Annotated in this window: 11 protein-coding genes; 7 read left to right on the forward strand and 4 right to left on the reverse strand. The window is 53.4% G+C overall.

Translation table 11 applies throughout. From position 1 onward, the window contains the following. Window positions 1-14: 14 nt before the first annotated feature. Complete coding sequence (gene tatD, locus A9180_RS21920) at window positions 15-797, forward strand: 3'-5' ssDNA/RNA exonuclease TatD (protein WP_064530588.1); 783 nt, start codon at window positions 15-17, stop codon at window positions 795-797. Here tatD and rfaH read toward each other — a convergent pair. Next, entirely contained in the window at window positions 794-1282 is a 489-nt protein-coding gene (gene rfaH / locus A9180_RS21925; RefSeq protein WP_064530590.1) for a transcription/translation regulatory transformer protein RfaH, read from the reverse strand. The two genes, tatD and rfaH, sit on opposite strands and share 4 nt — an antisense overlap. Window positions 1283-1448: 166 nt before the next feature. Between rfaH and ubiD the strand changes: the two genes are divergently transcribed. Both ubiD and fre read left to right on the forward strand, forming a co-directional pair. Then, a complete protein-coding gene (ubiD, locus tag A9180_RS21930) occupies window positions 1449-2942 on the forward strand; it encodes a 4-hydroxy-3-polyprenylbenzoate decarboxylase (RefSeq protein WP_064530592.1) in 1494 nt (497 codons plus the stop codon). 45 nt (window positions 2943-2987) lie between these two features. Further along, complete coding sequence (gene fre / locus A9180_RS21935; protein WP_064530594.1) at window positions 2988-3689, forward strand: NAD(P)H-flavin reductase; 702 nt, start codon at window positions 2988-2990, stop codon at window positions 3687-3689. A 171-nt stretch (window positions 3690-3860) separates the two neighbouring features. On the opposite strand, the gene fadA is transcribed toward fre, so the two are convergent. Both fadA and fadB read right to left on the reverse strand, forming a co-directional pair. Next, complete coding sequence (gene fadA, locus A9180_RS21940; RefSeq protein ID WP_064530596.1) at window positions 3861-5024, reverse strand: acetyl-CoA C-acyltransferase FadA; 1164 nt, start codon at window positions 5022-5024, stop codon at window positions 3861-3863. Window positions 5025-5033: 9 nt separating this feature from the next. After that, on the reverse strand, window positions 5034-7223 hold the full coding sequence (gene fadB, locus A9180_RS21945; RefSeq protein WP_064530598.1) for a fatty acid oxidation complex subunit alpha FadB: 2190 nt from the start codon (window positions 7221-7223) through the stop codon (window positions 5034-5036). A 189-nt stretch (window positions 7224-7412) separates the two neighbouring features. On the opposite strand from fadB, the gene pepQ reads away from it, so the two are divergent. The 4 genes from pepQ to hemG are packed head-to-tail and all read left to right on the forward strand — an operon-like array spanning window position 7413 to window position 11405. Further along, window positions 7413-8744 carry a Xaa-Pro dipeptidase gene (gene pepQ / locus A9180_RS21950; protein WP_060612603.1) on the forward strand — a complete coding sequence of 444 codons (1332 nt, stop codon included), beginning with the start codon at window positions 7413-7415 and terminating at the stop codon, window positions 8742-8744. After that, window positions 8744-9358, forward strand: a complete 615-nt coding sequence (locus tag A9180_RS21955) for an IMPACT family protein (RefSeq protein ID WP_064530599.1) — start codon at window positions 8744-8746, stop codon at window positions 9356-9358. The genes pepQ and A9180_RS21955 overlap by 1 nt, the downstream gene beginning before the upstream one ends. Before the next feature lie 38 nt (window positions 9359-9396). After that, window positions 9397-10848 carry a Trk system potassium transporter TrkH gene (gene trkH, locus A9180_RS21960; protein WP_000545681.1) on the forward strand — a complete coding sequence of 484 codons (1452 nt, stop codon included), beginning with the start codon at window positions 9397-9399 and terminating at the stop codon, window positions 10846-10848. 11 nt (window positions 10849-10859) lie between these two features. Continuing rightward, window positions 10860-11405: a menaquinone-dependent protoporphyrinogen IX dehydrogenase gene (gene hemG, locus A9180_RS21965; protein ID WP_064530601.1), complete on the forward strand. Its 546-nt coding sequence runs from the start codon at window positions 10860-10862 to the stop codon at window positions 11403-11405. A gap of 57 nt (window positions 11406-11462) precedes the next feature. On the opposite strand, the gene A9180_RS24670 is transcribed toward hemG, so the two are convergent. After that, on the reverse strand, window positions 11463-11657 hold a 195-nt coding region (locus tag A9180_RS24670), incomplete at its 5' end, for a hypothetical protein (protein ID WP_222928546.1).

The following is an 11657-nucleotide window of genomic DNA, read 5'->3' on the forward strand; positions in this document are numbered from 1 at the left end:
ATATGGAGTACAGGATGTTTGATATCGGCGTTAATTTGACCAGTTCGCAATTTGCGAAAGACCGTGATGATGTTGTAGCGCGCGCTTTTGACGCGGGAGTTAATGGGCTACTCATCACCGGCACTAACCTGCGTGAAAGCCAGCATGCGCAAAAGCTGGCGCGTCAGTATTCGTCCTGTTGGTCAACGGCGGGCGTACATCCTCACGACAGCAGCCAGTGGCAAGCTGCGACTGAAGAAGCGATTATTGAGCTGGCCGCGCAGCCAGAAGTGGTGGCGATTGGTGAATGTGGTCTCGACTTTAACCGCAACTTTTCGACGCCGGAAGAGCAGGAACGCGCTTTTGTTGCCCAGCTACGCATTGCCGCAGAATTAAACATGCCGGTATTTATGCACTGTCGCGATGCCCACGAGCGGTTTATGACATTGCTGGAGCCGTGGCTGGATAAAGTGCCTGGTGCGGTTCTTCATTGCTTTACCGGCACACGCGAAGAGATGCAGGCGTGCGTGGCGCGTGGAATTTATATCGGCATCACCGGTTGGGTTTGCGATGAACGACGCGGACTGGAGCTGCGGGAACTGTTGCCGTTGATTCCGGCGGAGAAATTGCTGATCGAAACTGATGCGCCGTATTTGCTCCCGCGCGATCTCACGCCGAAGCCATCATCCCGGCGCAACGAGCCAGCCCATCTGCACCATATTTTGCAACGTATTGCGCACTGGCGTAGAGAAGATGCCGCATGGCTGGCTGCCACCACGGATGCCAATGTCAAAACACTGTTTGGGATTGCGTTCTAGAGTTTGCGGAACTCGGTGTTCTTCACACTGTGCTTAATCTCTTTATTGATAAGATTAAGCAATAGCATAGAGCGAGCCTCGCCGTCGGGTTCGGTGAAAATAGCCTGAAAACCTTCGAAAGCACCTTCGGTGATAAGCACCTTATCACCAGGATATGGTGTCGCCGGATCAACAATATCTTCCGGTTTATATACCGACAGTTGATGAATTACCGCTGATGGGACTATCGCCGGCGATGCGCCAAAGCGCACAAAGTGGCTGACACCGCGGGTAGCGCTGATAGTTGTGGTATGAATCACTTCCGGGTCAAATTCCACAAACAGGTAGTTGGGGAACAAGGGTTCACTGACTGCGGTACGTTTGCCTCGCACGATTTTTTCCAGGGTGATCATCGGCGCCAGGCAATTCACCGCCTGTCTTTCGAGGTGTTCCTGGGCACGTTGAAGTTGCCCGCGCTTGCAGTACAGTAAATACCAGGATTGCATAATGACTCTTATCCGTTTAATCGGGGCGCAAGGATAGCAAAAGCTTCACGCTAAGTTAATTATATTCCCCGGTTTGCGTTATGCCGTCAGAGTTCACGCTAATTTAACAAATTTACAGCATCGCGAAGATGAACGCCGTATAATGGGCGAAGATTAAGAGGCTACAATGGACGCCATGAAATATAACGATTTACGCGACTTCCTGACGCTGCTTGAACAGCAGGGTGAGCTAAAACGTATCACGCTCCCGGTGGATCCGCATCTGGAAATCACTGAAATTGCTGACCGCACTCTGCGTGCCGGTGGACCTGCGTTGTTGTTTGAAAACCCCAAAGGTTATTCGATGCCGGTGCTGTGCAACCTGTTTGGTACGCCAAAGCGCGTGGCGATGGGCATGGGCCAGGAAGATGTTTCGGCACTGCGTGAGGTCGGTAAATTATTGGCGTTTCTGAAAGAGCCGGAGCCGCCAAAAGGTTTCCGCGACCTGTTTGATAAACTGCCGCAGTTTAAGCAGGTGTTGAACATGCCGACGAAACGGCTGCGCGGTGCACCTTGCCAACAAAAAATCGTCTCTGGTGATGACGTCGATCTTAATCGTATCCCCATTATGACCTGCTGGCCGGAAGACGCCGCTCCGCTGATTACCTGGGGGCTGACCGTGACGCGCGGCCCGCATAAAGAGCGGCAGAATCTGGGCATTTATCGCCAGCAGTTGATTGGTAAAAATAAACTGATTATGCGCTGGCTGTCGCATCGCGGCGGCGCACTGGATTATCAGGAGTGGTGCGCGGCGCATCCGGGCGAACGTTTCCCGGTTTCTGTGGCGCTGGGTGCTGATCCTGCAACCATTCTCGGCGCAGTGACGCCAGTTCCGGATACATTGTCGGAATATGCTTTTGCCGGGTTGCTACGCGGCACGAAAACCGAAGTGGTGAAATGTATTTCCAATGACCTCGAAGTGCCTGCCAGTGCAGAAATCGTACTGGAAGGGTATATTGAACCTGGTGAGATGGCGCCGGAAGGGCCGTATGGCGACCACACCGGTTACTATAACGAAGTCGATAGTTTCCCGGTATTTACCGTGACACATATTACCCAGCGTGAAGATGCGATTTATCACTCCACCTATACCGGACGTCCGCCAGATGAACCTGCGGTACTGGGCGTGGCGTTGAACGAAGTGTTCGTGCCGATTCTGCAAAAACAGTTTCCGGAAATTGTCGATTTCTACCTGCCGCCGGAAGGTTGCTCCTATCGCCTGGCGGTCGTGACGATCAAAAAGCAGTACGCTGGACACGCAAAGCGCGTCATGATGGGCGTCTGGTCATTCTTACGCCAGTTTATGTACACTAAGTTCGTGATCGTCTGCGATGATGATGTTAACGCACGCGACTGGAACGATGTGATTTGGGCAATTACCACCCGTATGGACCCTGCGCGGGATACGGTGTTGGTGGAAAATACGCCTATTGATTATCTGGATTTTGCCTCGCCCGTTTCCGGGCTGGGTTCAAAAATGGGGCTGGATGCCACGAATAAATGGCCAGGGGAAACTCAGCGTGAATGGGGACGTCCAATCAAAAAAGATCCGGACGTCGTCGCACGTATTGATGCCATCTGGGATGAACTGGCTATTTTTAACAACGGTAAAAGCGCCTGAGGCGCGTTTGTATTGCCCTATTTATCGATCCGACAGAGAAAGCGCATGACAACCTTAAGCTGTAAAGTGACCTCGGTAGAAGCTATCACGGATACCGTATATCGTGTCCGAATCGTGCCAGACGCGGCCTTTTCTTTTCGTGCTGGTCAATATTTGATGGTAGTGATGGACGAGCGTGACAAACGCCCGTTCTCAATGGCTTCGACGCCGAATGAACAAGGTTTCATTGAGCTGCACATTGGCGCTTCGGAAATCAATCTCTACGCCAAAGCCGTTATGGATCGCATCCTTAAAGATCATCAAATCGTGGTGGATATTCCTCACGGTGAAGCGTGGCTGCGCGATGATGAAGAACGTCCGATGATACTGATTGCTGGCGGTACAGGCTTCTCTTATGCGCGCTCGATTTTGCTGACGGCGCTGGCGCGTAATCCCAATCGCGATATCACCATTTACTGGGGCGGGCGTGAAGAGCAGCATCTTTATGATCTCTCCGAGCTTGAGGCGCTTTCTCTGAAGCATCCTGGCCTGCAAGTGGTGCCGGTGGTCGAACAACCGGAAGCGGGCTGGCGTGGTCGTACTGGCACGGTATTAACAGCGGTATTGCAGGATCACGGTACGCTGGCGGAGCATGATATCTATATTGCTGGCCGCTTTGAGATGGCGAAAATCGCCCGTGACCTGTTTTGCCGTGAGCGTAATGCGCGGGAAGATCGCCTGTTTGGCGATGCGTTTGCGTTTATCTAAGCCATAAAAAACCCGCCCCTGACAGGCGGGAAAAACGGCAACTAAAACTTTATACAGTGGCATTTACATCTATGTCGCATCCGGCAAACAATGCCCGATGCGACGCTGTCGCGTCTTATCGTGCCTACAAATAGGGCCGGATAAGGCGTTTACGCCGCATCCGGCATGTGTTTAAACCCGCTCAAACACCGTTGCAATACCCTGACCCAGACCGATACACATCGTCGCCAGACCGAACTGGACGTCTTTGCGCTCCATCAGATTCAGCAGCGTGGTGCTGATACGCGCGCCGGAACAGCCCAGCGGATGGCCCAGTGCGATCGCGCCACCGTTGAGATTGATCTTCTCGTCAATCTGCTCCATTAACCTGAGATCTTTAATACACGGCAGGATCTGCGCGGCAAAGGCTTCGTTCATCTCGAATACGCCGATATCGCTGGCAGAAAGCCCCGCTTTTTTCAGCGCCAGCTTCGAGGCCGGAACCGGGCCATAACCCATAATCGACGGATCACAACCGACGACCGCCATCGAGCGCACGCGGGCGCGCGGCTGAAGACCTAATTCACGGGCGCGGCTTTCGCTCATCACCAGCATGGCAGCTGCGCCATCGGAGAGAGCAGAAGACGTACCCGCAGTCACCGTACCGCTGACTGGATCAAACGCCGGACGCAGCGTGGCGAGGGCTTCCACGGTGGTTTCCGGGCGAATCACTTCGTCGTAATTAAACTGCTTCAGGACGCCGTCGGCATCGTGACCACCGGTCGGGATGATTTCATTTTTAAATGCCCCCGACTGCGTGGCGGCCCAGGCGCGAGCGTGTGACCGTGCGGCAAAGGCATCCTGCATTTCACGGCTGATACCGTGCATACGCGCCAGCATTTCTGCCGTTAAGCCCATCATGCCCGCCGCTTTGGCGACATTGCGGCTAAGTCCGGGGTGAAAATCGACACCGTGGCTCATCGGTACATGGCCCATATGTTCCACGCCGCCGACCAGACATGCCTGCGCATCGCCGGTCATGATCATTCGTGCTGCGTCATGCAGTGCCTGCATGGATGAACCACACAAGCGATTGACGGTAACCGCCGGGACAGAGTGCGGCACTTCAGCCAACAGCGCCGCGTTACGGGCGATGTTAAAACCTTGCTCCAGCGTCTGCTGCACACAGCCCCAGTAAATATCGTCGAGGGCGGCTGCTTCCAGCGCCGGGTTACGTGCCAGCAGGCTACGCATTAAATGAGCGGAGAGATCTTCCGCACGCACGTTACGAAAAGCACCGCCCTTCGAACGGCCCATCGGGGTGCGAATTGCATCGACAATGACAATCTGTTCCATTGTGACTCCTTAAGCCGTTTTCAGGTCGCCAACCGGACGGGCTGGCTCAACCGGGGAATAGTACGGTTCGTTATGACGCGCTTTATTACGCAGACCTTCCGGCACTTCATATAGCGGGCCGAGGTGCTGATATTGCTGTGCCATATCGAGGTATTTTGCGCTACCGAGGGTGTCCAGCCAGCGGAACGCGCCGCCGTGGAACGGAGGGAAGCCCAGGCCGTAGACCAGCGCCATATCCGCTTCTGCCGGAGTGGCGATAATGCCTTCTTCCAGACAGCGCACCACTTCGTTGACCATCGGGATCATCATGCGGGCGATAATCTCTTCCTCGCTGAAATCACGCTTCGGCTGGCTGACTTCTGCCAGCAGGTCGTCAACGGCGGTATCTTCTTCTTTCTTCGGCTTGCCTTTGCTGTCTTCTTTATAACGCCAGAAACCGAGGCCGTTCTTCTGACCAAAACGGTTGGCATCAAACAGTGCGTCGATGGCATCGCGATAATCTTTCTGCATCCGCTGCGGGAAGCCTGCTGCCATTACCGCCTGAGCGTGATGCGCGGTATCAATCCCCACGACATCCAGCAGATATGCCGGACCCATCGGCCAGCCAAACTGTTTTTCCATCACTTTGTCGATCTTGCGGAAGTCCGCGCCGTCGCGAAGCAACTGGCTGAATCCCGCGAAGTAGGGGAACAGCACGCGGTTAACGAAGAAGCCCGGGCAGTCGTTAACCACAATTGGCGTTTTACCCATCTTGCTCGCCCAGGCGACGACTTTCGCGATGGTTTCGTCAGAGCTTTTCTCGCCGCGAATAATTTCTACTAACGGCATCCGGTGAACCGGGTTAAAGAAGTGCATCCCGCAGAAGTTTTCCGGGCGTTCCAGCGCATTGGCCAGTTCGCTGATAGGAATGGTTGAAGTGTTAGAGGCCAGCACGGTATCCGGACGTACTTTCTGCTCGGTTTCTGCCAGCACGGCTTTTTTCACTTTCGGGTTTTCAACAACCGCTTCTACCACAACATCCACGCGGTCAAACCCGGCATAGTCGAGCGTTGGCTGGATCGTGGAGATCACGCCAGCCAGTTTCAGACCATCGATCTTGCCGCGCTCAAGCTGCTTGTTTAGCAGTTTCGCGGCCTCTGTCATACCGAGGGTTAACGACTTGTCGTTGATATCTTTCATGACAACCGGTACGCCTTTCCACGCGGACTGGTAAGCGATACCGCCACCCATAATGCCTGCGCCCAGAACGGCGGCCTGCTTCGGTGTTTCAACGTCTTTGGTGAGTTTCTTCGCTTTGCCTTTTACATATTGATCGTTAAGGAAAATGCCGACCAGTGCGCGGGCTTCGTTGGTATGCGCCAGCGGGACAAAGCTTTTGTTTTCCAGGTTTAAGGCTTCTTCACGACCAAAACGGGCAGCAGCTTCAATGGTTTTTACTGCGGTGATGGGCGCCGGATAATGTTTTCCTGCCGTTTGTGCGACCATCCCTTTAGCGATGGTGAAGCTCATGGTGGCTTCAATCTTGCTCAGTTTCAGCGGTTCCAGCTTCGGCTGACGTTTCGCTTTCCAGTCGAGGTCGCCGTTAATGGCCTGGCGTAAAATCGCTATCGCGCCTTCAATCAGTTTTTCTGCTTTGACTACGCCATCCACCAGACCGATTTTCAGCGCCTGATCCGCGCCGACGTCTTTACCAGCGGCAATGATTTCCAGCGCGCTGTCTGCGCCGAGCATACGTGGCATACGTACAGAACCGCCAAAGCCCGGCATGATGCCCAGTTTGGTTTCCGGCAGACCGATACGCAGATCTGGCGTTGCCAGACGATAATCGGTCGCCAGCACGCATTCACAGCCACCGCCCAGCGCATAGCCGTTGACGGCGGCAATGGTCGGCACCGGCAGATCTTCCAGGCGATTAAACACGCTATTGGCAAAATGCAGCCACTGGCTTAACTGTTCTTCAGGAACGAGGAACAGGGACAAAAATTCGGTGATATCGGCACCGACGATAAAGGCTGCTTTATTCGAACGCAGCAGCAGCCCTTTTAAATCTGATTGCTGTTCCAGCACGCCGATGGCCTCGCCGAGGCTGGCGACGGTCGCAGTGTCGAGTTTATTAACTGAACCTGGGGCATCAAATACCAGTTCGGCAATGCCATCTTCCAGCCAGTCAAGGTACAGGGTGTCGCCTTTGTAAAGCATGTCAGTCTCCTGAATCCGCAAGGTGATCTGGTCGTACCAGATGAGATGGAGTGTGTATTTTGTGTTAAAAATATGCAAACAAAAGATTAAAGAAATGCCGTTCTGATCACGCTCGGCAGAAATCACGCTCTGTATTAACGATGTGCTAAGATGCGGAGACTTAAGGTCAAAAAAACAGAAGGGTAAAAAATGGAATCACTGGCCTCGCTCTATAAAAATCATATAGCTACCTTACAAGAACGGACTCGCGATGCACTGGCGCGCTTCAAGCTGGATGCATTACTTATTCACTCCGGCGAGTTGTTCAATGTTTTTCTCGACGATCATCCTTATCCGTTTAAAGTGAACCCGCAATTCAAAGCGTGGGTGCCGGTAACCCAGGTGCCAAACTGCTGGTTGCTGGTGGATGGCGTGAACAAGCCGAAACTGTGGTTTTATCTGCCGGTTGATTACTGGCACAACGTCGAACCTTTGCCGACCTCTTTCTGGACTGAGGATGTGGAAGTGATCGCGCTGCCGAAAGCCGATGGCATTGGTAGCCTGCTGCCCGCTGCGCGCGGCAATATCGGTTATATCGGCCCGGTACCGGAACGTGCGCTGCAACTGGGCATTGAGGCCAGCAACATCAACCCGAAAGGGGTTATCGACTACCTGCATTACTACCGCTCCTTTAAAACTGAGTACGAGCTGGCCTGTATGCGTGAAGCGCAGAAAATGGCAGTCAACGGTCATCGCGCGGCAGAAGAAGCGTTCCGTTCTGGCATGAGCGAGTTCGATATCAATATTGCCTATCTGACCGCGACCGGCCATCGTGATACCGACGTACCTTACAGCAACATTGTGGCGCTTAACGAACACGCTGCGGTGCTGCATTACACCAAACTGGATCATCAGGCGCCGGAAGAGATGCGCAGCTTCCTGCTGGATGCCGGGGCAGAATATAACGGCTATGCGGCTGACCTGACCCGTACCTGGTCGGCAAAAAGCGATAACGACTACGCACAGCTGATGAAAGACGTTAATGATGAACAACTGGCGCTGATCGCCACCATGAAAGCAGGCGTCAGCTATGTGGATTACCACATCCAGTTCCATCAGCGCATCGCCAAACTGCTGCGTAAACATCAAATCATCACCGATATGAGTGAAGAGGCGATGGTCGAAAACGATCTGACTGGACCGTTTATGCCGCACGGTATCGGCCATCCGCTGGGCCTGCAGGTGCATGACGTAGCTGGTTTTATGCAGGATGATAGCGGTACGCATCTTGCGGCACCGGCAAAATATCCGTACCTGCGTTGCACTCGTATTCTCCAGCCGGGCATGGTGTTAACCATCGAACCGGGTATCTACTTCATCGAATCACTGCTGGCGCCGTGGCGTGAAGGGCAGTTCAGTAAACACTTCAACTGGCAGAAAATTGAAGCACTGAAACCGTTCGGCGGCATTCGTATCGAAGACAACGTGGTGATCCACGAAAACAACGTGGAAAACATGACCCGGGATCTGAAACTGGCGTGATGGAAAGCTGGTTAATACCCGCGGCACCGGTCACGGTTGTTGAAGAGATCAAAAAAAGCCGCTTCATTACGCTATTGGCACATACCGATGGCGTTGAGGCGGCGAAAGCGTTTGTTGAATCGGTGCGGACAGAGCATCCCGATGCTCGCCACCATTGCGTGGCGTGGGTGGCGGGTGCGCCTGACGATTCACAGCAACTGGGTTTCTCAGACGACGGAGAGCCGGCGGGAACGGCGGGCAAACCGATGCTGGCCCAGCTGATGGGCAGCGGCGTTGGGGAAATTACCGCCGTGGTGGTGCGCTACTACGGCGGTATATTGCTTGGCACCGGTGGGTTAGTGAAAGCGTATGGCGGCGGCGTGAATCAGGCGCTACGCCAGCTTACGACCCAACGCAAGACGCCATTAACCGAATATACTTTGCAATGTGAATATAGTCAGTTAACCGGCATTGAAGCGTTGCTGGGGCAGTGTGACGGCAAAATTATCAACAGTGATTATCAGGCATTCGTTCTGCTGCGGGTGGCGCTTCCTGCGGCGAAAGTGGCTGAATTTTCCGCAAAGCTGGCGGATTTTAGCCGTGGTTCATTGCAATTGTTAGCGATTGAAGAATAATCCCCACTTCGTTTTGCAGAACTAAGGAAGCGGCAGAGATGCATTTTCGCGCCATTACCCGAATCGTTGGACTACTGGTCATCTTATTTTCAGGGACCATGATTATCCCTGGGCTGGTAGCACTCATCTACCGGGATGGGGCGGGCCGCGCTTTTACCCAGACCTTTTTTGTCGCCCTCGCCATTGGCTCTATGCTGTGGTGGCCTAATCGTAAAGAGAAGGGCGAACTGAAATCCCGTGAAGGGTTTCTGATTGTGGTGCTGTTCTGGACCGTGCTGGGTAGCGTCGGTGCGCTCCCTTTTATTTTCTCGGAAAGCCCAAATCTCACGATTACCGATGCGTTTTTTGAATCTTTCTCCGGCCTGACTACCACGGGGGCAACTACGCTGGTGGGGCTGGATTCACTCCCTCACGCCATCCTCTTTTATCGCCAGATGCTGCAATGGTTTGGTGGGATGGGGATCATCGTGCTGGCGGTCGCGATACTGCCTATCCTCGGCGTAGGTGGGATGCAGCTCTATCGCGCAGAAATGCCCGGCCCGCTGAAAGATAACAAAATGCGCCCGCGTATTGCGGAAACGGCGAAAACCTTGTGGCTAATTTATGTCTTGCTGACCGTCGCCTGTGCGCTGGCGCTGTGGTTTGCCGGAATGAATGCCTTTGATGCCATCGGTCATAGCTTTGCGACTATCGCCATTGGCGGCTTCTCGACGCATGATGCCAGCGTCGGATATTTCGATAGCCCGACCATTAACACCATCATTGCTATCTTCCTGCTGATCTCCGGCTGTAACTACGGTCTGCACTTTTCGCTGCTAAGTGGGCGTAGTCTGAAGGTCTACTGGCGCGATCCGGAATTTCGCATGTTTATCGGCGTACAGTTTACGCTGGTGGTTATTTGTACCCTCGTGCTGTGGTTTCATAATGTCTACAGTTCGGCGCTAATGACAATTAACCAGGCGTTTTTTCAGGTGGTGTCGATGGCGACAACCGCCGGGTTTACCACCGATAGCATTGCCCGCTGGCCGCTCTTCTTGCCGGTGCTGCTGTTATGTTCTGCTTTTATCGGCGGTTGCGCCGGGTCAACGGGCGGTGGCCTGAAAGTGATCCGCATTCTGCTGCTATTCAAGCAGGGGAATCGTGAACTAAAACGACTGGTGCACCCGAACGCCGTGTATAGCATTAAGCTGGGGAATCGCGCACTGCCGGAACGTATCCTCGAAGCCGTTTGGGGATTTTTCTCCGCCTATGCATTGGTGTTTATTGTCAGTATGCTGGCGATTATCGCCACTGGCGTGGATGACTTTTCTGCCTTTGCGTCGGTTGTTGCGACATTGAATAACCTGGGGCCAGGGCTTGGCGTGGTTGCGGATAACTTTACCAGCATGAACCCGGTGGCTAAATGGATCCTGATTGCCAATATGCTATTTGGTCGTCTGGAAGTCTTTACTTTGCTGGTGCTCTTTACCCCGACTTTCTGGCGTGAATGATGGAGTAATACGTGAAAACATTAATTCTTTTCTCAACAAGGGACGGACAAACACGCGAGATTGCCTCGTACCTGGCTTCGGAACTGAAAGAACTGGGGATCCAGGCAGATGTCGCCAATGTGCATCGCACCGAAGAACCACAATGGGAAAACTACGACCGCGTGGTGATTGGCGCTTCTATTCGCTACGGTCACTATCATTCTGCGTTCCAGGCATTTGTCAAAAAGCATGCCACCCGGCTGAACTCAATGCCGAGTGCCTTTTACTCCGTCAACCTGGTGGCACGCAAGCCGGAGAAGCGGACTGTGCAGACTAACAGCTACGCGCGGAAGTTTCTGATGAACTCACAATGGCGTCCCGATCGCTGTGCCGTTATTGCCGGGGCGCTGCGTTATCCACGCTATCGTTGGTACGACCGCTTTATGATCAAGCTGATTATGAAGATGTCAGGCGGAGAAACAGATACGCGCAAAGAGGTTGTTTATACCGATTGGGAGCAGGTTGCGAATTTTGCCCGAGAAATCGCTCATTTAACCAACAAAGCGACGCCTAAATAAGCATAAAGAATAAAAAACGCGCATTCGGAAAATTATTTTAAATTTCCTCTTGTCAGCTCAGAATAACTCCCTATAATGCGCCACCACTGACACGGAACAACGGCAAACAAGCCGCCGGGTCAGCGGGATTTTTCTGAGAATTCCGGCAGAGAAAAGCAAAAAAAATGCTTGACTCTGTAGCGGGAAAGCGTAATATGCACACCCCGCGCCGCTGAGAAAAAGCGAAGCGGCACTGCTCTTTAACAATTTATC

The sequence above is a fragment of the Escherichia sp. B1147 genome (assembly GCF_001660175.1).
Lineage (GTDB): Bacteria > Pseudomonadota > Gammaproteobacteria > Enterobacterales > Enterobacteriaceae > Escherichia > Escherichia whittamii.

What these genes read in the sequence shown, in the direction of transcription:
- A9180_RS21955 (WP_064530599.1), top strand. Translation starts at nt 8,744, where the DNA reads ATGGAAAGCTGGTTAATACCCGCGGCACCGGTCACGGTTGTTGAAGAG.
- fadB (WP_064530598.1), bottom strand. Translation starts at nt 7,223, where the DNA reads ATGCTTTACAAAGGCGACACCCTGTACCTTGACTGGCTGGAAGATGGC.
- ubiD (WP_064530592.1), top strand. Translation starts at nt 1,449, where the DNA reads ATGGACGCCATGAAATATAACGATTTACGCGACTTCCTGACGCTGCTT.
- trkH (WP_000545681.1), top strand. Translation starts at nt 9,397, where the DNA reads ATGCATTTTCGCGCCATTACCCGAATCGTTGGACTACTGGTCATCTTA.
- pepQ (WP_060612603.1), top strand. Translation starts at nt 7,413, where the DNA reads ATGGAATCACTGGCCTCGCTCTATAAAAATCATATAGCTACCTTACAA.
- fadA (WP_064530596.1), bottom strand. Translation starts at nt 5,024, where the DNA reads ATGGAACAGATTGTCATTGTCGATGCAATTCGCACCCCGATGGGCCGT.
- fre (WP_064530594.1), top strand. Translation starts at nt 2,988, where the DNA reads ATGACAACCTTAAGCTGTAAAGTGACCTCGGTAGAAGCTATCACGGAT.
- rfaH (WP_064530590.1), bottom strand. Translation starts at nt 1,282, where the DNA reads ATGCAATCCTGGTATTTACTGTACTGCAAGCGCGGGCAACTTCAACGT.
- tatD (WP_064530588.1), top strand. Translation starts at nt 15, where the DNA reads ATGTTTGATATCGGCGTTAATTTGACCAGTTCGCAATTTGCGAAAGAC.